The 23560-nt window shown below is 73.2% G+C and carries 20 protein-coding genes; 10 read left to right on the top strand and 10 right to left on the bottom strand.

What is annotated here, in order from left to right:
• Positions 1–31 precede the first annotated feature (31 nt).
• The 9 genes from AB0K28_RS35415 to AB0K28_RS35375 all read left to right on the top strand — a co-directional run bounded on the left by AB0K28_RS35415 (position 32) and on the right by AB0K28_RS35375 (position 10413).
• Entirely contained in the window at positions 32–2596 is a 2565-nt protein-coding gene (locus tag AB0K28_RS35415; RefSeq protein WP_364378476.1) for an ATP-dependent Clp protease ATP-binding subunit, read from the top strand.
• Between the two features lie 248 nt (positions 2597–2844).
• Complete coding sequence (locus AB0K28_RS35410; protein ID WP_345385708.1) at positions 2845–3228, top strand: hypothetical protein; 384 nt, start codon at positions 2845–2847, stop codon at positions 3226–3228.
• 915 nt (positions 3229–4143) lie between these two features.
• Positions 4144–4950: a hypothetical protein gene (locus AB0K28_RS35405; RefSeq protein WP_364378473.1), complete on the top strand. Its 807-nt coding sequence runs from the start codon at positions 4144–4146 to the stop codon at positions 4948–4950.
• Between the two features lie 128 nt (positions 4951–5078).
• On the top strand, positions 5079–5408 hold the full coding sequence (locus tag AB0K28_RS35400) for a TraR/DksA C4-type zinc finger protein (protein WP_345385711.1): 330 nt from the start codon (positions 5079–5081) through the stop codon (positions 5406–5408).
• Positions 5409–5472: 64 nt separating this feature from the next.
• Complete coding sequence (locus AB0K28_RS35395) at positions 5473–6987, top strand: helix-turn-helix domain-containing protein (protein WP_364378470.1); 1515 nt, start codon at positions 5473–5475, stop codon at positions 6985–6987.
• Between the two features lie 160 nt (positions 6988–7147).
• Positions 7148–8401: an FAD-dependent oxidoreductase gene (locus tag AB0K28_RS35390; RefSeq protein WP_364378467.1), complete on the top strand. Its 1254-nt coding sequence runs from the start codon at positions 7148–7150 to the stop codon at positions 8399–8401.
• Positions 8402–8483: 82 nt separating this feature from the next.
• On the top strand, positions 8484–9584 hold the full coding sequence (locus AB0K28_RS35385) for a histidine kinase (protein ID WP_364378464.1): 1101 nt from the start codon (positions 8484–8486) through the stop codon (positions 9582–9584).
• Complete coding sequence (locus tag AB0K28_RS35380; RefSeq protein WP_364378461.1) at positions 9581–10228, top strand: response regulator transcription factor; 648 nt, start codon at positions 9581–9583, stop codon at positions 10226–10228. The genes AB0K28_RS35385 and AB0K28_RS35380 overlap by 4 nt, the downstream gene beginning before the upstream one ends.
• A 47-nt stretch (positions 10229–10275) precedes the next feature.
• Positions 10276–10413 (top strand): hypothetical protein, encoded by a 138-nt coding sequence (locus AB0K28_RS35375; protein WP_364378458.1) that lies wholly within the window; start codon positions 10276–10278, stop codon positions 10411–10413.
• 44 nt (positions 10414–10457) lie between these two features.
• Here AB0K28_RS35375 and AB0K28_RS35370 read toward each other — a convergent pair whose 3' ends face one another.
• Together AB0K28_RS35370 and AB0K28_RS35365 are read right to left on the bottom strand one after the other, a co-directional pair.
• Positions 10458–12614, bottom strand: a complete 2157-nt coding sequence (locus tag AB0K28_RS35370; RefSeq protein ID WP_364378455.1) for a SulP family inorganic anion transporter — start codon at positions 12612–12614, stop codon at positions 10458–10460.
• A 110-nt stretch (positions 12615–12724) separates the two neighbouring features.
• Positions 12725–15001, bottom strand: coding sequence for an FdhF/YdeP family oxidoreductase (locus tag AB0K28_RS35365; protein ID WP_364378452.1), 2277 nt, complete (start codon positions 14999–15001; stop codon positions 12725–12727).
• A 148-nt stretch (positions 15002–15149) separates the two neighbouring features.
• On the opposite strand from AB0K28_RS35365, the gene AB0K28_RS35360 reads away from it, so the two are divergent.
• Positions 15150–16016, top strand: coding sequence for an LLM class F420-dependent oxidoreductase (locus AB0K28_RS35360; RefSeq protein ID WP_345385717.1), 867 nt, complete (start codon positions 15150–15152; stop codon positions 16014–16016).
• 73 nt (positions 16017–16089) lie between these two features.
• Here AB0K28_RS35360 and AB0K28_RS35355 read toward each other — a convergent pair whose 3' ends face one another.
• The 8 genes from AB0K28_RS35355 to AB0K28_RS35320 form a co-directional block, all read right to left on the bottom strand.
• Positions 16090–17178, bottom strand: coding sequence for a hypothetical protein (locus AB0K28_RS35355; RefSeq protein ID WP_364378449.1), 1089 nt, complete (start codon positions 17176–17178; stop codon positions 16090–16092).
• Positions 17175–17723: a UGSC family (seleno)protein gene (locus AB0K28_RS35350; protein ID WP_364378446.1), complete on the bottom strand. Its 549-nt coding sequence runs from the start codon at positions 17721–17723 to the stop codon at positions 17175–17177. Before AB0K28_RS35350 ends, AB0K28_RS35355 begins: the two co-directional genes overlap by 4 nt.
• 123 nt (positions 17724–17846) lie before the next feature.
• Positions 17847–18554, bottom strand: a complete 708-nt coding sequence (locus AB0K28_RS35345; RefSeq protein ID WP_364378443.1) for an alpha/beta fold hydrolase — start codon at positions 18552–18554, stop codon at positions 17847–17849.
• Positions 18551–19393 carry a class III extradiol dioxygenase family protein gene (locus AB0K28_RS35340; protein WP_364378440.1) on the bottom strand — a complete coding sequence of 281 codons (843 nt, stop codon included), beginning with the start codon at positions 19391–19393 and terminating at the stop codon, positions 18551–18553. Before AB0K28_RS35340 ends, AB0K28_RS35345 begins: the two co-directional genes overlap by 4 nt.
• 3 nt (positions 19394–19396) lie before the next feature.
• Entirely contained in the window at positions 19397–19738 is a 342-nt protein-coding gene (locus AB0K28_RS35335; RefSeq protein ID WP_345385725.1) for a hypothetical protein, read from the bottom strand.
• A complete protein-coding gene (locus tag AB0K28_RS35330) occupies positions 19735–21141 on the bottom strand; it encodes a hypothetical protein (RefSeq protein WP_345385727.1) in 1407 nt (468 codons plus the stop codon). Before AB0K28_RS35330 ends, AB0K28_RS35335 begins: the two co-directional genes overlap by 4 nt.
• Positions 21142–21260: 119 nt before the next feature.
• Positions 21261–21932: a response regulator transcription factor gene (locus AB0K28_RS35325; RefSeq protein ID WP_345385729.1), complete on the bottom strand. Its 672-nt coding sequence runs from the start codon at positions 21930–21932 to the stop codon at positions 21261–21263.
• Positions 21929–23476, bottom strand: coding sequence for a histidine kinase (locus AB0K28_RS35320; protein WP_364378435.1), 1548 nt, complete (start codon positions 23474–23476; stop codon positions 21929–21931). Before AB0K28_RS35320 ends, AB0K28_RS35325 begins: the two co-directional genes overlap by 4 nt.
• Between the last annotated feature and the right edge of the window lie 84 nt (positions 23477–23560).

The following is a 23560-nucleotide window of genomic DNA, read 5'->3' as shown; positions in this document are numbered from 1 at the left end:
CCCGGAAGTGACGTCATGTGAAGGGGGACCCATGACCTCTGGTGATTACTGGCACTACGGCTATGGCCCCATGGACGAATTGCTGGCCAGGTTCTTCGGGTTCGGGCCGCCGCCGTACAACCGGCGGGTCGATCTCGAACGGCTGCTCAGCGAGGACGCCATCGAGCTGCTCCGCACCGCCGCCCAGAAGGCGGCCTCGTGGGGAGCGGGCTACCTCGACACCGAGCACCTGCTGTGGGCCGCCACCCAGGTGGAGTCGACCCGGGCGATGCTGGAGCAGGCGGGGGCCGACCCGGCGGCGCTGGCCACGGAGGTGGAGCAGTCCGTCGAGCAGCGCGAGCCGCGCGAGGGCCCGGTACGCCTGGCGCCCGCCGCCAAGCGGGCCCTGCTGGACGCGCGGCAGGTGGCCAGGGCCACGGCGGCGTCGTACATCGGAGCGCGGCACCTGGTGCTCGCCTTGTCGGCGAACCCGCTGTCGGCCGCCGGGCGGCTGCTGCGCCACGCCAGGCTCACCCCGGAGTCGTTCGTGCAGGACAACAGGGGCGCCGCCGAGCCGATACCGCACCAGCCGCCGCAGCCGAGCACCACCCCGACGCTCGACCAGTTCGGCAGAGACCTGACGGCCACCGCCGACGAGGGCGGCATCGACCCCGTGATCGGCAGGGACGACGAGATCACGCAGGCGGTGGAGGTGCTGTCGCGGCGTACCAAGAACAACCCGGCGCTGCTCGGCGAGCCGGGCGTGGGCAAGACGGCGATCGTGGAGGGGCTCGCGCAGCGCATCGTCAGCGGCGAGGTGCCCGACACGCTGCGCGGCAAGCGGGTCGTCCAGCTCGACGTGGCCGGCCTGGTCGCCGGTACGAAGTACCGCGGCGAGTTCGAGGAGCGGCTGAGCAAGCTGATGGAGGAGATCCGCGCCCACAGCGAGGAGCTGATCGTCTTCATCGACGAGCTGCACACCATCGTCGGCGCCGGCGGCGCGGAGGGCGCGATCGACGCCTCCAACATGCTCAAGCCCGCGCTCGCCCGAGGCGAGCTGCACGTCATCGGCGCGACCACGCTGGACGAGTACCGCAGGTACATGGAGAAGGACGCCGCGCTCGAACGGCGCTTCCAGCCCATCCTGGTGCCCGAGCCGACCGTCGAGGACACCATCGAGATCATGCGCGGCCTGCGCGACCGGTACGAGGCCCACCATCAGGTCAAGTTCACCGACGACGCGCTCGTCGCCGCGGTCGAGCTGTCCGACCGCTACATCTCCGACCGGTTCCTGCCGGACAAGGCCATCGACCTGATGGACCAGGCGGGCGCCAGGGTCGCGCTGCACACCAGGACCACCCCCGCCGGGACCCGCGAGATGGAGGAGGACCTGGAGCACCGGCAGCGCGAGAAGGACCAGGCGGTCGAACGCGAGGACTACGACCGCGCCCGCGAGCTGCGCGACGAGATCACCGCGCTCAAGACCCGCATCGAGGAGACCAGGACCAGCCGGCGCGGCTTCGCCGAGGTCACCCCCGACGACATCGCCGAGGTCGTCTCCCGCGCCACCGGCATCCCCGTCTCCCAGCTCACCCAGGAGGAGCGCGAACGGCTGCTCGGCCTCGAAGAGCACCTGCACCGGCGGGTGATCGGCCAGGACGAGGCGGTGGCGGCGGTGTCGGAGGCCGTACGCCGCTCCCGCGCCGGGATGAACGACCCCAACCGGCCGATCGGCTCGTTCCTCTTCCTCGGGCCCACCGGGGTCGGCAAGACCGAGCTGGCGCGGGCGCTGGCCGAGTCGCTCTTCGGCGAGCAGGACCGGATGATCCGGCTGGACATGAGCGAGTTCCAGGAACGGCACACCGTCTCCAGGCTCGTCGGGGCGCCCCCTGGTTACGTCGGCTACGAGGAGGCGGGGCAGCTCACTGAGCAGGTGCGGCGCAGGCCGTACTCGGTGATCCTGCTCGACGAGATCGAGAAGGCCCACCCCGACGTGTTCAACCTGCTGCTCCAGGTGATGGACGACGGGCGGCTGACCGACGCGCAGGGGCGTACGGTCGACTTCAGGAACAGCGTGCTGATCATGACCTCGAACATCGGCGCGGACATCATCATGGCCCATCCCGGCGAGGGGGCCCGGGGGTTGCGCGGGCAGCTGCTGCGACTGCTCCAGCAGCGGTTCCGTCCCGAGTTCCTGAACCGGATCGACGAGATCATCATGTTCCGCGGCCTGGAGGCCGAGCAGCTGCGCCAGATCACCTCGCTGCTGCTGGACGAAACCAGGCGGCGGCTGCACGCCCAGGGCGTGGAGCTGGAGATGGAGCCGGGGGCGGTGGACTGGCTGGCCCACGAGGGCTACCAACCGGCCTTCGGCGCCCGGCCGCTGCGCCGCATGATCCAGCGCACGCTGGACAACACGTTCTCCCGGCTCCTGCTCAACGGCACCCTCCACGACGGCCAGCGCGCCCACGTCGGTGTCAGGGACGACGACCTCACCATCACCGTCCTGGACCCGGGCGCCGAACTCGGCCCGGAGATCCGCCCGAACGCCGTCGCCAAACCGGCCCCTAGGGTCCAGCAGGAACAACGCGAAGAGAACATCGGCCACTACCTCTGACCAAGATGGCCCCGGGGCGGAGCTGAGTGATTGGCGGGGCCATGGGAACGCCTGCGGCTGACGAGGTGGTGTGACTCGCGGGGCTCATGAGAGCTCGGGCGGCTGACGAGGTGGGGTGACTCGCGGGGCTCATGAAGGCGCGAGCCCCGAGACATGAGGCGGTGGGGAGGCGCCGCCTTCGGGGTCGCTGGGGCGGGGCCCGACATACGGGCATGCCTTTTCGCATTTCGTGGGCTATGGTCGGCCGTATGACGGGACCAGGGCTGACCCTACGAGGGTTCATCGCGCCGCGTGGCGGTGTGATGGGCCTGGTCCTGCTGTCCCTGCTCGTGGCCACCACCTTCTCCGTCGCCTGGTACGGCGGCGGCCAGGTGGGCCTGTCCGGCGGGTCCGCGGGGCAGGTGTGGCTCGCCGGCGCGTACAAGGACAAGCTGTCGAGCCTGCCACCGCAGGCGGGCAACGCCCGTGAGCACCACACGCCGTCGCTGTGGCCGCCCCTGCGCGGCACCCGCAACGGCGAGGCCGGCCACCTGGCGCTCCTGCCGTCGCCGGCCGCCGACGGCCCCGCGATCCGCGACCCGCAGCAGTTCGGCCACCGCACCGCGGGCTCCCGCAGCCCGCCACCGGCCTGACCCCTCCCCACCTCGCGACCCGCGGCCTCGCTGCCGGGACGTGGACGCATGCGGCATGCGCCCGCACCCCGTCTCCGCCGCGGCACACGCACAACGCACCGACCGCGAACGGCAGGCGTCCACACGCCGGTGAGCGCTGACACGCAAACCCGCGCACGCACACCAGCGAGCGCTGACCCGCCGACCGAACTGACACGGTGACGCGCGTCGGCCGGACTTGCGCGTGACGCACGCCGGCCGAGCTGACGCCTGCCACACGGCCGGACCGGCATGTGACGCACGCTGGCCGAGCCGGCGCGTGACGCAGGCAAGCTGACCGGCCTGTGACGCTCGGCGGCTGAGCCGGCATGTGATGCGGGCGAGCCACGTCGGTGTGTGGCTGTGCGGCCGTTGTGGTGCACGGGCGCACGCCAGGGCGCCGGGGGCAAGCGTCTGCACGCCCGGGCAACGGGACGCGTATTCGCGCGCCTTGACCGTCTGGCGAGCGTCCGCATGCCCACGGTCTTCTGGCAGGCGTTCGCGGGCTTGGCCGCTTCGGGTGCTGTGCGCCGTCGATCGTCCCATGAGTGTGCCCGGCGCGCTTCAGTGCCCTCGTGCCACGGGTGTCGCGGCGGCTGGGCGGCGTGGGTGGTGCGGGGAGGGTGCGGCGGTCGAGTTCGTGGGGTGGTGGTTGTGCCGTCCCAGTCGGTTCATCTACAGCAAGGAGCCATTTGTCATGGCCGTGATCAGGTCATTGCCTGTCCGCCGTCGTCCGAGGGGGGCGGTATGAGTCTCGGGCGGGGGTTCGTGGCGCTGGATCTTGGGACGGCGCGTACGCGTATGTCGCGCGGGTCCGCGATCGCCGACCGTTCGTCGGACGTGTTCGGCGTCGCACCCGAGGACTCCGCCGTTCCGATACGTCCGATACGTCATGGGATGGTGGCTGACCCGGCCGCATGTCTCCGGCTGGTACGCCAGGCGCTGCACGACGCCAGACCTCCCGACGAGCCCCTTGAACAGGTGCTCGTCGGTGTGCCGCTGGCGGCGACCCAGAGTGACCGCCGTGCCGTGCACACCGCGGTGGTCGAGGCCGTCACCGGGCGTCCCGTCACCGGGCGTCCCGTCACCCGGGGTGCTGTTACGCGGGTGCCTGCCGCGGCCGGCAGCGGGACCGGCCGGGCCTCCGGGGCTTCTCCCGGCGAGTTGCCCGGCGGCCTCTCCGGCGGCCTCTCCGGCGACGGCCTGCCCGGCGACGCCGAAGGTGGCGGCCTCGCCTCCGGTGCCCGAGGCGGTGGGTGTGGGGTGTGGCTGGTGGATGAGCCGGTGGCCGCCGCCGTCGGGGCGGGGCTGGATGTCGTGGGGGCGGAGCCGTTCCTGCTGCTCGATGTGGGGGCGGGGATCGTGGAGGCGGTCGCGGTGCGCGAAGGTGCCGTGTTCGACGCCGCCGCGCTCCAGCTCGGCGCCACCACCAGCGCGGGCCTGCTGCCGTACGCGCTGGACGGGGTCGTGGAGATGACCGCCGCCCTCGTGCGGCGGCTGCCCGACGACGTACGCCCGTCCGTGCCGGCCCTGACCGTCACCGGAGGCGGCGCCCGGCAGCGGCGGCTCCTGCACCGCCTGCAAACGGCGCTGCGCATGCCGGTCAACACCCTGCCCGAGCCCGAGTACGCGACCATCCGCGGCCTGTCCCGCATGGGCCGCCACCCGGAGCTGGCCTCCCGCATCAGCCGACAAGGCCGATGAAGCGGGCCTATGTCCCCGGCCACCCAGCCGGTGCAGCGGGCCGGGGTCGCCCTGGCAGGCAGGAAGGCTTCCGCGGCACGACCTGTCGCGGTTCTCGTTCCACGTACTCCCAGAAAGGGGATCACGTCATGATCGACACTCACCTCAGCACCGTGCAGCTCCAGGAACTGCGTGAGGAGCTGCAGCAGCAGCTCGAGCGCCGGAGCCGGCACCTGCTCGGCCTGCGGGCCGAGGCCAGCGACGGCACCGGGGCGGACGCCCAGTACCAGGAGCTGCTGGTGGACCTGGCCGCGGCCGACCGCGCGATCGCCGAGCTGACGCAGGCGCTGGATCGCGTGGCGGAGGGCACGTACGGCCGCTGCTCGGAGTGCGAGGCGGGCATCCCGTTCGAGCGGCTGAAGATCCGGCCGCTGGCGCGGTTCTGCATCACCTGCCAGCGCCGGTACGAGGCCGCCTAGAACGGGCAGGTTGCGTGGCGGGACGGCGCGTCCCGCCACGCGACCCGAACACGGAGGACGAACCGTGGTCAGACTGGACCGCCTGGTCAACGTGCTCGGCGGGTACGGCGTGCGCCTGGCCGGCCGGACGGACGCGCGCACGGCGCAGCTGCGCAGCGTCGCGATGCCCGACCCGACCGACGAGCGGGTGACGGGCGACGTGCTGCTGGCGGTGGGCGCGGCCTCGGTGGCGGAGGCGATCGCATGGGCGGAGGCGGCCCGCGCGACGGCGGTGCTGGTGCGCGCGGGCGAGGAGGCGGCGCGCGAGGTGCCACAGGACGCCGGGGTCGCGGTGCTGCTGATCGACCCGGCGGTGTCGTGGAGCCAGCTCACCGGGGTCGTGTACGGGCTGGTGCTGGAGGGCAGGGAGACCGAGTCGGGGCGGGGCCCGACGGACCTGTTCGCGCTGGCCGACAGCCTGGCGGACGTGGTCGGGGCGGCGGTGACGATCGAGGACCGGCTGTCGCGGGTGCTGGCGTACTCGCGCTCGCAGCAGGCGGGCGACCCGGCGCGGCTGGAGACGATCCTGGTCAGGCAGGTGCCTGAGCGGTTGCGCGAGCTGTTCGAGCAGCGGGGGGTGCTGTCGCGGCTGGCCGCGTCGGACGGGCCGATCTTCGTGGAGCCCGACCCGGCGTACGGGCTGACCGGGCGGATGGCGGTGGCGGCGCGGGCCGGCCGCGAGGTCCTGGGCACGGTGTGGGCGACCTGCGACAGGCCCCTGACGGGGCGGCGGCTCACCGCGCTGGCCGACGGTGCGCGTACGGTGGCGCTGCACCTGCTGCGCTCCCGCGCGAGCGCCGACCTGGAGCGGCAGGTGGAGTCCGACCTGGTGATCCGGCTGCTGGAGGGCAGCGCCGACGCGGTGACCGCGCTGAGCCAGCTCGGGCTGGCGCCTGGCCCGATGCGGGTCATCGCGGTACGCGCGGGCGCCGCCGCCGACCGGCACGCCGCCCTGCTGCTGGCCTTCGACCGGGCGACCACGGGGTTCGGCTGGTCGCGTCCTGGACGCAGCACGCTGCTGGGCAACACGCTCTACACGATCCTGCCGGGCGAGGAGGCGGGGGCGGCCCTGGCGTGGGTGGCGGCGTTGCAGGCGGCGCTGCCCGCACAGGTGGAGCTGGTGGCCGGGATCGGCGCGCCGGCCGGGGTCGCGGAGCTGCCCGCCGGGCGGCAGGAGGCCGACGAGTGCCTGGCGCTGCACGAGAGCGCGGGCGGGGCGCCGCCGGTGTACGACGAGTCGTGGGGCGACATCCTGCTGCAGCGGCTGCGGGCCGCGGCGCGTACCGGGAGGACTCCGGCCAGGGGGCCGGTCGGCGCGTTGCGGCGGCACGACGCCAGGCACGGCACCCGGTACGTGGCGACGTTGCGCGCCTGGCTGGAGGCGCAGGGCGACCCGGTGGCGGCGGCGGAGCGGCTCGGCGTGCATCCCAACACGGTCAGGAACCGGCTGCGCAAGATCGGCGAGATCACCCCGCTCGACCTGGACGACGCCCGGCAGCGCCTCGCCATGATCATCCAGCTGGAGGCCCTCGGCGAGTGACCTCGGGCCGGTTCTCCGCCATTCGATCGACGGTGGAGGCGCGGCACCCCGTTGTGGAACCCGCACAATCCGGGCGTCCGGATTGTCGCGTCCGTACAGCGCTCCCCCGCCTCGCCGGGGTCATGCTGTCCCCGTAGGCAGCGAGGAGAGGAAGGGCGTCATGGTCGACGGGGGCAGCGGCTGGCCGCGCAAGGTGATCGTGGTGGGCGCGGGCATCGTCGGCCTGTCGACGGCGTGGTTCCTGCAGGAGCGCGGTGTCGAGGTCGAGGTGGTCGACCGCAAGGGCGTGGCGGCAGGGGCGTCCTGGGGCAACGCGGGGTGGATCTCCCCCGGGCTGGCCATCCCGCTCAACGAGCCGTCCGTGCTGCGGTACGGGCTGCGCTCACTGCTGAGCCCGTCCGCTCCGCTGCACGTGCCGGCCACCCTCGACCCGGGGCTGTGGTCGTTCCTGCTGCGGTTCGCCGCCAACTGCCGGTGGCCGTCGTGGACCCGGGCCGTGCGCGCCAACCTGCCGCTCAACGAGGAGAGCATCGAGGCGTTCGACGTGCTCACGTACAACGGCGTACGTGCGCCGCTCGTGCACGCCCCGATCACCGCGGCCTTCCGCACGCCCAAGCAGGCACGGGCGCTGCTGCACGAGCTGCGCCGCATCTCCGCCGCCGGGCAGCAGGTCGCGCACGCCCCGCTCCGCCGCGAGCAGCTCGTCGAGCACGTGCCGCTCGCGTCCGGCGCACTGACCGCGGGGGTGCGGATCGACGGGCAGCGGTACGTCGACCCGGGCGCGTTCGTGCACGCCCTCGGCAGGTCGGTGATGAGCAGGGGCGCCACCGTGTACGCGTTCGAGGTCACCGACGTGCGCAGCGACGGCGGGAAGGTCACCGTCAGCTCGTCCAAGGGCACCACCCTGACGGCGGACGCGGTCGTCGTGGCGACCGGCGCGTGGCTGCCCAAGCTGGCCGCGCAGTGGGGCGTGCGGACGCAGGTGCGCGCGGGCCGCGGCTACTCCTTCACCGTCCCGGTCGATCGTCCGGTGCCCGGGCCGATCTACCTGCCCGAGGTGCGGGTGGCGTGCACGCCGTACCAGGGCAAGCTGCGGGTGGCGGGGACGATGGAGTTCCGCTCCCCCGACGCGCCGCTGGTGCCGGCCCGGCTTGAGGCGATCATCGCCTCGGCGCGGCCGCTGCTCGACGGCGTCCGGTGGGAGGAGCGCACCGACGTCTGGGTGGGCCCCCGCCCTGTCACCCCGGACGGGCGTCCGCTGGTGGGCGCGACCGGGCGGCCCGGCGTGTACGTCGCGGGCGGCCACGGCATGTGGGGCATGGCGCACGGCCCCGCCACGGGACGCCTGCTCGCCGAGCAGATCACCACGGGCAAGCAGCCCGCCGCGCTCCGCGAGTTCGACCCCCTCCGCTGAGCCTGAGCCGCCGGCGCCGGGAGCGCGTACCCATGACTTCCGGCACCTCCTCGGCGGCCGTCCCGCGCCGTACAGTGGCGGCATGCGGCGAATCGGCCCCGATGCGTGGGCAGGGCTGGCGATGCTGGCCGGATCCGTCGTGGTCGGGGCGCCGGTGCTGTTCGGCGCGGGCGAGACGCGGGTGCCCCGGCTGCTGTGGGCCCTGCTGTTCGCGGCGCTGCTCATGGCGCTGGTGACCGCCGCCGTCCTGGAGGACGCCGGCACGGTCGCGGCGTGGGCGGCGTACGCGACGGCGGTGGTGCTGAGCTGGGCGGTGGTGCTGACCGCGTCCGACGCGGGATGGCTGCCGATCCTGCTGGTGTTCGTGGCGGCGGTGAGCGGGTACCTCGTCCCGGTCTGGGCGGGTGCGGCGGTGGTGGCGCTCAACTCCGTGGTCATCGCCGTGAGCATGCCGGGCCCGTGGGCGGGGGTCGCCGTCGGCACGTCCCTCTACCTGCTCATCCAGGTCTCGACGCTGCTCGCCTCGATCGCCATGAAACGGGAGCGGCGGCTGCGCCGGGAGCTGGCGGCGGCGCACCTCGACCTGCGGGCGGCGAGCGTGGTGCTGGCCGACTCCGCGCGGGCCCGCGAACGGCTGCGCATCGCCAGGGAGCTGCACGACCTCATCGGCCACCAGCTGACCGTGCTCACCCTGGAGCTGGAGGTGGCCCGCCACCAGGAGGGCGGCGCGGCGCGGGAGCACGTGGAGCGGGCGGACCGGGTGGCCAGGGCGCTGCTCGGCGACGTACGCGACACCGTGGGGCGGCTGCGGACCGGCGCGCCCCATCTGCGCGAGTCGCTGACCGCCGTCGTCCGCGACATCCCCGGCCTCGACATCAGCGTCCGTGTCGGCGACGACGTGCCCGCCGACGAGGACCTGGCGGCAACGCTCGTCCGCGTGGTGCAGGAGATCGTCACCAACACCATCCGCCATGCCGAGGCCACGTCGCTGCTCATCACCGTCGACCGCGCCCCCGACGGCGCCGTGCGGCTGACCTCGGTGGACGACGGGCGCGGCGCCCCCGCCCTGACCCCCGGCAACGGGCTGCGCGGCCTGACCGAGCGGATCGCCGCGCTCGGCGGCGACGTACGGCTCGACGGCGGCGACGGCTTCCGCGTGACCGCACGGGTGCCGGCCCGATGATCAGGGTGCTGGTGGTCGACGACCAGACGCTGGTACGCCAGGGCATCCGCAGCCTGCTCGGCCTGAGCGGCGACATCGAGGTGGCGGGCGAGGCGGGCGACGGACGGGAGGCGCTGGCGGCGATCGAGGCGTGCACGCCCGACGTGGTGCTGCTCGACCTGCGCATGCCCGGCTACGACGGGCTCTGGACGCTGGGCGAGCTGCGCTCCCGTACGGACGCGCCGCCGGTGCTGGTGCTGACCACGTTCGACCACGACACGCTGGTCATGGACGCCATCCGGGCGGGGGCGCGCGGCTACCTGCTCAAGGACGTGACGCTGGAGCGGCTCACCCGCGCGATCAGGACGCTCGCCGACGGCGGCACGCTGGTCTCGCCGTCGATCACCGAGCGGCTGCTGCGTGCCGTGCACAGGGGCCGCCCTCCGGCGGGCGAGCCGCCGGCGAAGGTGCAGCCGCTCACCGAGCGCGAGCTGGAGGTGCTGCGGCTCATCGCCGAGGGTTGCAGCAACAGGGAGATCGCCGAGGCGCTCTTCCTGGCCGAGGGGACGGTGAAGAACTACGTCTCGGCGCTGCTGGCCAAGCTGGGGGCGCGCGATCGTACGAACGCCGTGCTGCGGGCGCTGCACGAGAACGTGCTCGGCTGAGCGGCGGTTCGTGGTGACATGCGGTCACCGGGTGTTAGCGTCCCGTTATGCACGACGACGACATGTCCGGGCGGCCGCCGCTGGGCCGCCGGGTGCTGATCGTGGTGGGGGCGGTGCTGCTGACGCTCGCCTACGTGGCCATGGGCGCCGCCTCGTTCGTGCTGGTGGCGAAGGAGTTCGGCTGAAGGCGGGCCCCCGCCGCTCCGGCCGGCGAGGGCGCGCGGCGGGGTCACCGCTGGCCGGGCTCCGCCGGGAGCGCGGGGCTGCGCGGCGGCACGACGTGCACGCGGGCCGTGGCGATGTCGAAGTAGAGGCCCACCAGCTTGAGCTGCCCGGCCCTGACCTGCTCGTCGACGCGGCGGTAGGTCCTGAGGTTCTCCAGCTGCTGCTGGACGTTCAGCCGGCAGAGCCGGTCGAGGGAGGCGTCCGGCCCGCGCTCGGCGGCCAGCCGGTCGAGGCCGGCGGCGCCGTGCCGCAGCCAGCTTCCGAGCTGGGGCAGGCCGGCGGTGGTGGCGGGGCCGCCGAGCAGTGCGGCCATCGCGCCGCAGCCCGAGTGGCCGCAGACGGTGATGGTGTGGACGTCGAGGACGCGGGTGGCGTATTCGATGGCGGCGCCCACCGAGTCGTCGGCGGGCTCAGAGCCGGCGCAGGGCACGAGGTTGCCGATGTTGCGGACGGTGAACAGGTCGCCGGGGCCGCTGCTGGTGATGAGGCTCGGCATGATGCGGGAGTCGGCGCAGGTGATGAACAGGTGGCTGGGCTGCTGCCGGCCGGCCAGCTCGGTGAAGATGGGGCGCACGAGCGGCGCCGTACGGCGGTGGAACTCGGCCGCGCCCTGGGTGAGCCGGCATTCCTGCACCCCGGTCGTCCGGCGGCGGGGGTGGGTCCACGGCAGCCACCAGTGCCCGGCCGGCTTGGGCGGGCTCTTGGCGGGGAACATGCGGGCCCCGCTGGCCGCCATCGAGTACCACTCGTCGTGCAGCTCGTCGATGGTGACGGTGCCGCCGAGCCGCTCGTGGTCGAGCCGCCAGGAGTGGATGGCCTCGAAGGCGGCGTTGTCCATGAAGTCGATGTTGAGGTCGAGGTCGACGTCGGCGCGGGCCGGGATGGCGCGCAGCTCGGCGGTCAGCCGGGGCACGCCGAGGAAGGTGAGCGAGCCGGACACCGTGGCGTGCAGGCGGCCGTTCGGCTCCTCGCGCTTGTCGACCGTGACGCGGGTGAGCCGCCGCAGCGCGAGCAGCGCGGCCAGGGCGAGCCCGGCCAGCACGCCTTCTGCCAGGCCGATCACGACGACGCCGGTCAGCGTGACGAGGTAGACGGGCACCTCGTTGTGCCCGTGCACCTTCCTGACGTGGCCGAGGCTGATCGTCCTGATGCCGATGAAGACCAGCAGCGCGGCCAGCGCCTCCATGGGGATGAGCCGGATCGTCCAGCCCAGGCAGAGCGCGAACAGCAGCACCCAGCCGCCGTGCAGGACGGCCGACCAGTGCGTACGCGCCCCCGCCCGGATGTTGGTGGTGCTGCGCACGATCACCCCGGCCACGGGCAGCCCGCCGAGGAACCCGCTCACCACGTTGGCCACGCCCTGCCCGGACAGCTCCTTGTCGAGGTCGGCGCGCGGCCCGGTGTGGGTGCCGTCGGTGGCGACGCTGCACAGCAGCGACTCGGCGCCGGCGAGCAGCGCCACCAGCAGCGCGGCTCCGGCGATCTGGTGCCAGTCGCCCTGCGGTAGCTCGGGCAGGGACCAGGAGCCGAGCGCGCCGGACAGGTCGATCCTTGTCACGTTCCAATGGAAGAGCCAGGCGGTCGCGGCGGCCACGACGAGCGCGGCCAGCGGCGCGGGGACGGCCCTGACGTGCTTGGGCAGCCGGCTCCAGACGAGCAGCACCGAGACGGTGAGCACGCCGACCATGACCTTGTGCCCGTGCAGGTCGGCGATCTGGCCGGGGAGCTGGACGAGGTTGTCCCACGCGGAGTGCTGCGGGCTGCCGCCGAGCACCACGTGGAGCTGGGCGAGCGCGATGACGATGCCGACGCCGGCCAGCATGCCGTGCACGACGGCGGGCGAGACGGCGAGCGCGGCCCGCGCCGACTTGAACGCGCCGAGCAGCACCTGGACGCCGCCCGCCAGGATGGTGATGAGGCAGGTGGCCTGCCAGCCGTAGGTGTGCACGAGCCCGGCGATGACCACGGTGAGGCTGGCCGTCGGGCCGCTGACCACGAGGGGCGAGCCGCCGAGCAGGCCCGCGACGATGCCGCCCACGGCGGCGGCGATCAGCCCGGCGGCGAGCGGCGCGCCGGCGGCCATGGCGATGCCCAGGGACAGGGGCACGGCGACGAGGAACACCACCAGCGACGCCGGTAGATCGTATCTGAGAGTCCGCATGATGCTACTCTCCGTAGTTATCTGCATGCGGCCACCCTAGTGCCCGCGCCAGGCACGATCCGGCGTCTGATGAGCGCGCCGGACGCTTTTCGCTGCCGGCGTCGAAACCCCTAGACCGCCGGGCGTTCCAGCCGGATGACGACCGACTTCGAGGTCGGGGTGTTGCTGCCGTCGGCCACGCTGTCGAGCGGAACCAGGACGTTGGTCTCCGGGTAGTAGGCGGCGGCCGAGCCGCGCGCGGCGGGGTAGGCGACCACGGTGAAGCCGGGCGCGCGGCGCTCCACGCCGTCGTGCCAGACGCCGACCAGGTCCACCACGTCGCGGTCGGCGAAGCCCAGCTCGGCCAGGTCGCCGGGGTTGACGAGCACGACGCGGCGGCCGTGCCGGATGCCCCGGTAGCGGTCGTCGTCGGAGTAGGGGACGGTGTTCCACTGGTCGTGGGAGCGCAGCGTCTGCAGGATGAGGTGGCCGGGCGGCGCCTCCAGCAGGGTGAAGGCGTTGGCGGTGAAGACGGCCTTGCCGCTCGGGGTGCGGAAGACGCGCTCGTTGACCGGGTTGGGCAGCCGGAACCCGCCGGGCTCCGCGACGCGGGCGTTGAAGTCCTCGAAGCCGGGCACGACGCGGGCGATGCGGTCGCGTACGGCGCCGTAGTCGGACTCGAACGTCTCCCACGGGATGTCGGGACGGTCGCCGAGCACGCGGCGCGCCAGCCGGCTGATGATGGCGACCTCGCTGAGCAGGTGGGGCGAGGCGGGGTCGAGCCGGCCGCGCGAGGCGTGGACCTGGCTCATGGAGTCTTCGACCGTGACGAACTGCTCGCCGCCCGCCTGCACGTCGCGGTCGCTGCGGCCCAGGGTGGACAGGATGAGCGCGGTCTCGCCGCAGACGGTGTGGGAGCGGTTGAGCTTGGTCGAGATGTGCGTGGTCAGCTTGCAGGCGCGCATGGCCCGCTCGGTGACGGCGCTGTCGGGGGTGGCGCGGACGAAGTTGCCGCCCACGCCGAGGAACACCCGGGCGCGGCCGTCCAGCATGGCCTGGATGGCGCCGACCGTGTCGAGGCCGTGCTTGTGCGGCGGGGTGAAGCCGAACTCGCGCTCGATCGCGTCGAGGAACGGCCGCGGCGGGCGCTCCCAGATGCCCATCGTGCGGTCGCCCTGCACGTTGCTGTGACCGCGCACCGGGCACACGCCCGCGCCTGGACGGCCGACGTTGCCGCGCAGCAGCAGGAAGTCGACGATCTCGCGGATGGTGGCCACGCCGTGCTTGTGCTGGGTCAGCCCCATCGCCCAGCACACGATGACCTTCTCGCTGGCCAGGACCATCTCGTGCACGCGCTCGATCTGCGCCCGCTCCAGGCCGGTGGCGGCCAGCAGGTCGGGCCAGGCGAGCGTACGCGCGTGCGCGGCGAACTCGGCGAAGCCGGTGGTGTGGGCCTCGATGAAGGCGTGGTCGAGCACGGTGCCGGGCCGCGCGTCCTCGGTCTGGAGCAGCAGCAGGTTGAGCGCCTGGAACAGGGCCAGGTCGCCGCCCGGCCTGATCTGCAGGAACTCGTCGGCGATGCGGGTGCCGCGCCCGACGATGCCGCGCGCCTTCTGCGGATGCTTGAACCGCATCAGCCCGGCCTCGGGCAGCGGGTTGACCGCGACGACCCGCCCGCCTGAGCGCTTGGTCTCCTCCAGCGCGGAGAGCATGCGGGGGTGGTTGGTGCCGGGGTTCTGGCCGACCACGAACACCAGGTCGGCGTCGTGGATGTCGGCCAGGCTCACGCTGCCCTTGCCGACGCCCAGGGTCTCGATGAGGGCGTGGCCGCTGGACTCGTGGCACATGTTGGAGCAGTCGGGCAGGTTGTTGGTGCCGTAGGCGCGGGCGAACAGCTGCAGCAGGAACGCGGCCTCGTTGCCGAGCCGGCCCGAGGTGTAGAAGAGCGCCTGGTCGGGGTGGTCCAGGGTGCGCAGCTCGCCGGCGAGCAGGCCGAGCGCGTCGTCCCAGCCGATCGGCTCGTAGTGGTCGCTGCCCGGACGCTTGACCATCGGCTCGGTGAGCCGGCCCTGCTGGTTGAGCCACTGGTCGGTGCGGCCGGCCAGCTCGGAGATCGGGTGCTCGCGGAAGAAGTCGCGGGTCACCCGGCGGGAGGTGGCCTCGTCGGTGACGTGTTTGGCGCCGTTCTCGCAGTATTCGTTGCGGTGCCTGCGGCCCGGCTCGGGCCAGGCGCAGCCGGGACAGTCGATGCCGGCCGTCTGGTTGACGTTGAGCAGCGTCAGCGCCGTGCGGCGCACGGTGGTCTGGCCCAGGGAGTATTCCAGCGCGTGGGTGACGCCGGGCAGCCCCGCCGCCCACGTCTTGGGCGGCGTGACGTGCAGACGCCTGCCCTCTTCTCCCCTGTTCATCGGTGATCATCTCCTCGCGGCTCGTGCGTAGGTTACCGCCGGTGCGGGAGCGGTCGGTTCACCGGGCTCCGGAGCGTCGTGTGGTCCATCGCCAGCTCCGCGGCGATGATGGTGCGAGTTGATCACTTCTCGATGGAGGCAGTACGCGATGCGGATCGGTGTCGTCTTCCCGCAGACCGAGCTAGGCGGCGACGCGGGCGCGCTGCGCGCCTACGCCCAGGGGGTCGAGGAGCTGGGTTACGCCCACGTGATGACCTTCGACCACGTGCTCGGCGCCGACCCTGACGTGCACCGGGGGTGGGACGGCCCGTACGACGTGCACACCACCTTCCACGAGCCCTTCGTGATGTTCGGCTACCTCGCCGCGCTGACCTCGCTTGAGCTGGTCACCAGCATCATCATCCTGCCGCAGCGGCAGACGGCGCTGGTCGCCAAGCAGGCGGCCGAGGTCGATCTGCTGACCGGCGGGCGGTTCAGGCTGGGGGTCGGGCTGGGCTGGAACCGGGTCGAGTTCGAGGCGCTCGGCCAGGACTTCTCCACCCGGGGGCGGCGGTCCGAGGAGCAGATCGCGCTCATGCGGCGGTTGTGGACCGAGCAGACGGTGACGTTCGACGGCGAGTTCGACCGCGTCACGGGGGCCGGGCTGGCGCCGATGCCGGTGCAGCGGCCGATCCCCGTCTGGATCGGGGCCCAGGCGCCGCCCTCCTACCGGCGGGCGGGGCGGCTGGCCGACGGCTGGTTCCCGCAGATGAGTCCCGGGCCGAAACTGGACGAGGCCAAGGCGATGGTCGAGGAGGCCGCCGCGCAGGCCGGTCGTGACCCTTCCACGCTCGGCATGGAGGGGCGGCTGGCCTGGCGGGGCGACGCCGACGAGGTGGCCGAACTGGCCGGCCGGTGGCGCGACTCGGGCGCCACCCACATCGCCATCGACACGATGCGGGCGGGCCTGGCCACGGTGGACGACCACCTCGCCGCCCTGGCGAGCGCCGCCGACGCCCTCGGCCTGCGCGGCTGACCCCGGACCTGGGCGGACGTCCCCGGGGCCCGCGCGGTCCTGCGAGCGTCAGGCGTGCTGAAAGCGGGCTGCGTCAGGCGGGGACACGGATGCGGGCCGTGGGGAGGGGGCCGGTGTGGGGGGCGAAGGTTTCGAGGATCGTGGAGACGCCCGCGTTGTCGGCGCCCGCGACCGCGATCACCACCGCTTCCGGTGAGGCGAGCGCCGGGACCCGGTGCGGGGTCGCGCTCAGGCCGTAGCGGTCGGTGATCGCGTCGGGATGGTCGGCGGGAAGCCGGTGACGGCCGTTCCGTGAGACGGCGTCCTTGCCGACGGCGGCCAGCTCGGCGCGGCTGTTGACGGCGTGGTCGTGCAGGAAGCGGCGCAGGTCGTCCTTGCTCCATCCGGCCGCGCCGAAGGCGGCGGCGTGCTCGGGCCCGAGCACCACGAGCGCGCTGCCGGTCTCGTGGACGAGCGCGCCGGTCCTGCGCAGGGAGCCGGCGAGGTCGAGCGCGAGTTGCTCGGGCGAGCCGGTGTGGCGGGACTCGACGTGCAGGCACGACCGGATGACCAGCGCGGTCACGACGCTGTCGGCGAGGTCGAAGCCATGCTCGCAGTGCAGCGGCTCCCAGGGGCTGTCCTCCTCGTTCTCCGCGATGCAGGCGGAGAACCTGGCCGGCGTGCCCTGGGTGGCCTGGTCGAGCAGGTGCGGGCGCAGGCCGAAGACGTTGATGGCGGCCAGCCGGACGGCCCGCCCGATCGTGGCGTTGGCCCGGAAGCCGGAGCCGAAGACGTCGCCCCTGCTGTTGAGCCCGATCCGGTCGCGTACGGGGCCGTTGACGACGAGCAGCGGCGCGGTGCCCGCCGTGCTCTGCCAGACCCCGCACTTCAGCTGCGGCTCCCTGCCGATCGCCTCCCACGCGGCCAGCACCACCGGGAAGTACGCGGGCAGGCACCCGGCCATGGCGGCGTTGATGGCGGCCAGCCGGACGGTGCAGCGCCGGTCGAGATGCGGCAGGGCGAACAGCACCTCCTCGGGGTCGCGGTCGGTGGTGGCGAGGAACTCGGCCAGGTACGACCCGGTGACCGGCACCACCGGCAGCCCGTCGGTCCAGCCCTGCCGGGCGTAGTACTCCATGGCCGCCCGGACCTCCTCAGCACCGGCCACCGGCATCGCGGTCATGCCCGGCCTCCCCCGGCTCCGAGGACGCGCAGCACGCCGGGCAGCACCTCGGCGGCCCGCCCGCGCAGCGCGTCCGCGCCCAGACCGGCGACGGGGTGGCGGACGACGGCGAAGGCGTACCCGGGGAAGCCGCAGACCTCGGCCATGGCGCGGCCCGCCGCGAGGAACGGCTCGGTGACGACGCTCACGGCGGGCACTCCGGCACGTTCCAGCGCGACGCCGTCGGCCACGGTGGCGGCGGCGCAGGAGCCGCCGTCGCCGACGGCGGTGAGCACGACGTCGCAGTCCTGCGCGAGCTCCTTGATCAGCTCCTCCCCGGCGGGCAGCCCCGCGCAGTCCTTGACGTAGCGGAGGGAGCCGGCCGTGCGGTGGCGGTGGCGCAGCTCGGCGGCCAGCTCCGTGAGGAGCCTCGTGGCGTTGGGGCGGGCGTTGTCCAGCAGGCCGACGGTCAGCCCGCGCAGGCTCACCGGCCGCGGGGCGGGGGTGGCGTCGGCCGTCCTGGCGGCGGAACCCGTGGGGTCGAGCAGGGTCTCTCGTCCGGTCATGGCGCCTCCAGCTCGTCCGTCGGGGCGCGCGCGGTGGCGTACGCGCCCGATGGATCCACGTTCGCGCCACGTCACCGCCGGTGACTACCTCTTTTTCCACACAACGGAAGCCGGATCGGGCGCTCAGCCGGCGGCCAGCCCCAGCAGCAGCTCGGCCAGCTCGCCCGGCGCGGTCACCATGGCCTCGTGGCCGGTGGCCAGGTGGTGCACCGGCCAGCCGCGGGCGGCGGCGCGCTCGGCGTGCGGGGTGAAGACCCGCATCCATTCGACGCACTCGATGAACGCGGCCGGCACCTGCTCGCCCTTGCCGGTCAGCCGCAGGGGCTCGGTGTAGGTCGCCCACGGGTGCGGGGTGAGCCTGGGGGTGAGCCAGCCGAGGTCGGCGGCCTCGGTGACGCCGAGCACCTCAAGGGAGCGTACGGGGATGAGCCACCCGAAACCGGGCCCCGCCACCGACGCGCGGTAGTGCCCGGCGACGGTGGCGGGCAGCAGGTCGATGGCGGGTTCCCCGTCGTCGCCGACGAACGCGTCGAGGTGCACGCGCAGCGCCAGCCGCTCCGGCACGCGGTCGGCGACGCCGGTGACGACCTGCCCGGCGTAGCTGTGGCCGACGAGCACGACGTCGCGCAGGTCGTACGCCTCGATGAGCGCCACCACGTCCTGGACGTGGACGGCGAGCCCGACGTGCGGGCCGAGCAGGTGGGCGCGGTCGCTGAGGCCGGTCAGCGTCGGCGTGTGCACCTCGTGACCGGCCGCGCGCAGCAGCGGGACGACCCGCCGCCACGCCCAGCCGCCGTGCCAGGCGCCGTGGACCAGGACGAAGGTGCTCACGCGTTCTCCATGACGATCATCCCGGCCCCGGTCATGGAGGCGGGCACGAAGTAGTGGCGGTGCCTGACCACGACCTCGGGGTCGAGTGCGCCGCGCATGACCAGCCACATGATCAGCTCGGCGCCCTCGCCGCCGAACGTCTCGATGTAGCGCTCCCTGCTCCACCCGGCCAGCTCGTCGGGGCGGAAGGCGATGTCCTCCAGGAAGCGGCGGTCGGCCGCCGGGTTGACGAACCCGGCGCGGGCGCCCTGGAGCTGGTGCGACAGGCCGCCGGTGCCGAGCACGACGAACGTCTCGTCGCCCGGGTGGCGGTCGATGGCGCGGCGCAGCACCTTGCCGAGGTCGTACAGGCGGGCGGGCAGCGGGATGGGGTACTGCAGCACGTTCACGAAGATCGGCACGACCTTGACCGGCCACGCCTGTGACGGGCGGCCCCAGAACAGCTCCATCGGCACCTGCAGCCCGTGATCGACCTTGATCTCCTGGATGATCTCCGGGTCGAACATGTGCTCCACCAGCGTGTCCACCAGGTGCCAGCCGAACGCGGCGGCGCCCTCGAAGGGCGGCACGGCGCGCGGCCCCCAGCCCTCGTCCACCGGCTGGTACTCGGCCGCGCAGCCCACCGCGAACGTGGGCACGCGGTCGAGGAACAGCGCGTTGAAGTGGTCGTTGAAGACGACGACCGCGATGTCGGGCCGGTGCTCGTCGATCCACCGCCGGGCCGGCTCGTAGCCGTCGAAGAACGGCTTCCACTCGGGGGTGTCGCGCAGGCCCTGGTCGAGCGCGGCAGCGATCGAGGGCACGTGGGAGGTGCCCAGGCCGCCGAGGAGTCTGGCCACGGCCTATCCCTTCTTCCCGAGCCGCTCGCGCAGGAACGTCTCGTGGTCCATGCCGGCCTGGTGCGCGCCGATCTCGGTGATGCGGATCGGATCGACGGCGGAGATCTTCAGGATGAAGAACAGGTTGCCGCCGAGGCGGATCATCTCCCGCCAGTCGCGGGCCAGCACCGCGCGCCGCTCCTCCTCGCTCAGCCCGAACCGGTCCAGGTACGCCCGCTCGTCCGCCTTGAACGCCGCCCTGTTGGCCGGATCGCCGAGCCCCATGGCCATCTTGTTGAGCCGGTAGCCGCGCAGCTGCCGTGCGCGGTCGAGCAGCGGCGTGTCGGGGATCCGGTCTTCCGTCACTTGAGCGCCGCCTTGCGCCAGCCGCCGTCGGCGTAGATCTTGCGGGCGACCTCCGTGTACGGCACCGGGCTGACCGTCGCGCCGATCTCGGCCAGGGCGTGCCGCTCCACGGTGAGCTTGCCGCTGCCGCCGTCCGGCTCGCCCCACACCAGCGACACCTGGACGCCCTCGTGGGCGTGCTCCTCGTCGAGCATGGCCAGGGTCAGCATCCTGCGCTCGTTGGCGCTGTAGCCGATCCACGTCGAGATCCCGGCGGGCGCGCCGCCGGCCTTGACCAGGTCGTACGGGTGCATCGCGTACACCGCCGAGGGGAACTCGACCCACTTGGCCGGCCGCCCCTCCTTGTCCAGCTGCGAGCCGATCGCGGCGAGGAAGTCACCGGCGTCCAGCGCGAGCGTCACCTTCCTGCGGTGCGGCTCGGCGGCCTTCGCCTCCAGCGCGTCGCGGCCGATGAAGTCGTGGTCGAACTTGACGAACGAGCCGTAGCCGAGGTCCCACGGCGTCAGGTAGTAGTCCTCGATGCGGTCGGAGACGAAGCTGCCGCCGATGGAGGCGTTGGCCTCGTACCCGTCGGCGGGCAGCCACTGGCGGTAGCTCTTGAGCGCCGCACCGGTGTAGATCGCGGGCAGCGGCGAGGGGATCCAGCCGGACTCCAGCGTGTTGGAGGAGTAGGCGCGCCCGCCGACCAGCCGCATCCCGTACTCCTCGCCGGCCGCCACCAGCGCGCTGTGCACCTCCTCGCCCTCGGCCCAGGGGCCGAACAGCTCGTAGCCCGGCTGGCCCGCCATGCCGTGGCGCAGCGCGCGGACCTCGCGGCCCGCGATGGTGATCGTGGTGATGTGGAAGAACGTCAGCTCGGGGGCGGGCGCTCCGGTGGCCCGCTCGATCACCCGCGCCGCGTCGGGGCCCTGGATCTGGTAGCGGTACGACCTGCGGTTGAACGGGTCGGGCCGGGCCGCGGAGCGCTCGTCCAGGGTCGCGGTGACGTCGTGGCCGCCGGTCTCGGCGTGGTAGCGCACCCAGTTGAGCGCGGGGATGCGGCCGACCAGGTTGAACGTCCGCTCGCCCAGGCGGAACAGGATGACGTCGCCGATCACGTACCCGTCGGGGGTGCACGGCACGAACTGCTTCGCGCTGTTCACGGGGAACCTGGCGAAGCTGTTCACCCCGAGGCCCGTCAGCAGGGCGAGCGCGCCCGGCCCTTCGAGCAGCAGCTCCGCCATGTGGTACGACTGGTTGAACAGCACGCAGGTCCGCTGCCAGGCCAGCTGCTCGTCCCGCCAGTTCGTGTACTCCGGCGGCACCCCCGGATAGACGTTCGGCCCGGCCTGCAGGTTGCGTAGATGGTCGACCAGGTTCGTCCGTACACCGTTGACGACGTCTTCGAGGCTGGAGCCGGTCATCGCGCGTCTTCTCCTTAGCCGAGCTTGTGCCGTGCCTGGATGCTAAGCAGCGGCGCCGCGGCGGCGGATGGGGCCGCCGTCCCGGTCGTCCTAGGACAAGTGACGTAGCCGGCCGGGTGTCAGCTCGGGGGCGGCACCAGGCCCTCCCGCATCGCGACCAGCACCGCCTGCGTACGCGAGCGCAGCCCCAGCTTGCCCAGCAGGTTGCTGACGTGGGTGCGGGCCGTGCGCTCGCTGATCACCAGCCGGGCGGCGATCTCCCGGTTGGAGTGACCCTCGGCGATCAGCACCAGCACGTCCCGCTCGCGGTTGGTCAGGCCCGCGACGCCCGTGTGCGGGGCGCGCATCTTCTGCACCAGCCGCCTGGCCACGGCCGCGCCGAGGAAGACGTCGTCGTTGGCGGCGGCCCTGATGGCGGCGGCCACCTCAGAGGGGCCGGCGTCCTTGAGCAGGTAGCCGGCCGCGCCGTGCTCCAGGGCGGCGTGGATGCGCTCGACCTCGCCGAAGCTGGTCAGGATGACCACGCGCACGGACGGGAACCGCCTGGCGATCTCCGCGGTGGCCTCGACGCCGTCCATCTTCGGCATCACCAGGTCCATCAGCGCCACCCTGGGCAGCGGCAGGCCGCGCGTCCTGAGCGACTCCAGGCAGTCGAGCGCTTCACGGCCGTTCGCGGCCTCGCCGGCCACCTCGACGTTCTCCAGCGCCTCCAGATACGCGGTCACGCCCCGCCTGACCACGGTGTGATCGTCCACCACCAGCACGCCGATCGCCTGCGCCTCCGCGCTCATGAGTTCCCCAGGGAAGGTCGTCGGGTCGGTCCGGCCGGCAGCAGGGTCGGCAGCGGAATCGCCAGCCGCACCAAGGCCCCACGCTCGGAGGGACGTGCGGACGTGGTCAGTTCGCCGTCCCAGCGGGCGGCGCGTTCGCGCATGGCGGTCATGCCGAAGCCGCCCTCGCCGGCCGGCTGCTCGGGCAGGCCGCGGCCGTCGTCGGCGATCTCGCACGTCAGCCGGCGCTGGGTGCCGCGCCTGGTCAGGGCGAGGTCGATGGTGACGAGCGAGCCGCCCGAGTGCTTGACGCTGTTGTGCAGCGCCTCGGCGACGACCCGGTAGGCGTCCTCGCACAGCTCGGACTCCAGGTCGCCGAGCTCGTCGTCCTGGTCGGTGACGGTGACACAAACCTCGAAGCCGGTACGTCCGGTGGTGACCGCCGCCAGCGTCCGCACCGCCGCCGGCAGACCCTCGTCCGACAGCGCCGTGGGGTGCAGGTCCGTCACCATGGCCCGCAGGTCGCCGAGCACCGCCTTGGAGATGCCGGCCAGCTCCTGCGCCACCCGCGTCACGTACGCCGAGTCCACCACCGCGCCACGGGCGGACAGCATGCCGAGCGACTCCACCTGCATGCCCATCGAGAACACCTGCTGCACCACCGAGTCGTGCAGGTCGCGGGCCAGCCGCTGGCGTTCCTCGCGGCGCGCGACCTCCCGCTCGCGCTCCAGCAGCGCCGCGTACGCGACGGCCTGCGCCGCCTGCTCGCCCATCGCCATGAGGAAGTCCAGCGCGGTGCGGCCGATCTCCTGGCCCGGCGCGAAGTACGCGTTCAGCACGCCGACCGGCTCGCCGCGCACCAGGAGCGGCACGCTGGCGAACCAGTCCCACTCGGGGTGGCGCATGTGCTCCCTGATCGGCTCCCACACCGGGTCGGTCATGACGGTGGCGTAGCGGTGGGGCACGACGACCGGCCTGCGGCTGGTGAACGCGTCGATCATGCGCAGCTCGGCGCCCGCCTCCATGCACGCGATGAGCAGGTCGAAGAAGTCAGGCGTGCTGCCGAAGCCGGCCGTGCCCATCACCTGGAAGCTCTCGCCCGCGGCGTTCACGGTGAGGATCTGGACGCTGGCCAGCGCGTCGGCCTCCAGCACCTCCTTGGCCAGCGCGTCGAGGGTGCTGCTCAGCGAGCACTCGGCGGCCACCCGCCCGGCTGCGCTGGCGATGGCGGCCAGCCGCCGCTGGTGGCGGCGGCTCTCGGTGACGTCCCTGAACGCGACGACCCGCTCCCCCCTCCTGGAGGCTCTGACCTGGTACGCGAACTCCCGCCGCCCTCCGCCTGGCGCCTCCCATCCCACCACCGCCTCCTCCGCTCCCCCGCTGGAGGGGAAGGGGGAAGCGGCGCCTGGGAGGTCGGACGGGCTCAGGCCGCACAGGCGCAGCGCGGCCGGGTTGGCGAGGATCAAGCGGCCGTTGCGATCGATCACGGCGAGCCCGTCGGGGGCCAGGTCCAGCAGCGTGCGCGCGTCGAGTGCGGGTGCCTCGTGCCCGGCGTCATGCGCCATGAGCGGTGTCCTCCTCGCTGGAACGGGGCCCGCTGACCCCCATGATGCCCCGGGGTGGCGGGCGGCGGCAGGTGCGGCGGGACG

It is taken from the genome of Nonomuraea sp. NPDC049504, assembly GCF_040676845.1.
GTDB lineage: Bacteria > Actinomycetota > Actinomycetes > Streptosporangiales > Streptosporangiaceae > Nonomuraea > Nonomuraea salmonea.
The sequence above is the reverse complement of the archived record's forward strand: the minus strand, read 5'-3'. Positions and strand labels throughout refer to the sequence as shown.

Excerpts from the sequence above, each read along its gene's own strand:
- AB0K28_RS35415 (WP_364378476.1), top strand. The coding sequence starts at position 32 with ATGACCTCTGGTGATTACTGGCACTACGGCTATGGCCCCATGGACGAA.
- AB0K28_RS35410 (WP_345385708.1), top strand. The coding sequence starts at position 2,845 with ATGACGGGACCAGGGCTGACCCTACGAGGGTTCATCGCGCCGCGTGGC.
- AB0K28_RS35405 (WP_364378473.1), top strand. The coding sequence starts at position 4,144 with ATGGTGGCTGACCCGGCCGCATGTCTCCGGCTGGTACGCCAGGCGCTG.
- AB0K28_RS35400 (WP_345385711.1), top strand. The coding sequence starts at position 5,079 with ATGATCGACACTCACCTCAGCACCGTGCAGCTCCAGGAACTGCGTGAG.
- AB0K28_RS35390 (WP_364378467.1), top strand. The coding sequence starts at position 7,148 with ATGGTCGACGGGGGCAGCGGCTGGCCGCGCAAGGTGATCGTGGTGGGC.
- AB0K28_RS35385 (WP_364378464.1), top strand. The coding sequence starts at position 8,484 with ATGCGGCGAATCGGCCCCGATGCGTGGGCAGGGCTGGCGATGCTGGCC.
- AB0K28_RS35380 (WP_364378461.1), top strand. The coding sequence starts at position 9,581 with ATGATCAGGGTGCTGGTGGTCGACGACCAGACGCTGGTACGCCAGGGC.
- AB0K28_RS35375 (WP_364378458.1), top strand. The coding sequence starts at position 10,276 with ATGCACGACGACGACATGTCCGGGCGGCCGCCGCTGGGCCGCCGGGTG.
- AB0K28_RS35370 (WP_364378455.1), bottom strand. The coding sequence starts at position 12,614 with ATGCGGACTCTCAGATACGATCTACCGGCGTCGCTGGTGGTGTTCCTC.
- AB0K28_RS35365 (WP_364378452.1), bottom strand. The coding sequence starts at position 15,001 with ATGAACAGGGGAGAAGAGGGCAGGCGTCTGCACGTCACGCCGCCCAAG.
- AB0K28_RS35360 (WP_345385717.1), top strand. The coding sequence starts at position 15,150 with ATGCGGATCGGTGTCGTCTTCCCGCAGACCGAGCTAGGCGGCGACGCG.
- AB0K28_RS35355 (WP_364378449.1), bottom strand. The coding sequence starts at position 17,178 with ATGACCGCGATGCCGGTGGCCGGTGCTGAGGAGGTCCGGGCGGCCATG.
- AB0K28_RS35350 (WP_364378446.1), bottom strand. The coding sequence starts at position 17,723 with ATGACCGGACGAGAGACCCTGCTCGACCCCACGGGTTCCGCCGCCAGG.
- AB0K28_RS35330 (WP_345385727.1), bottom strand. The coding sequence starts at position 21,141 with ATGACCGGCTCCAGCCTCGAAGACGTCGTCAACGGTGTACGGACGAAC.
- AB0K28_RS35325 (WP_345385729.1), bottom strand. The coding sequence starts at position 21,932 with ATGAGCGCGGAGGCGCAGGCGATCGGCGTGCTGGTGGTGGACGATCAC.
- AB0K28_RS35320 (WP_364378435.1), bottom strand. The coding sequence starts at position 23,476 with ATGGCGCATGACGCCGGGCACGAGGCACCCGCACTCGACGCGCGCACG.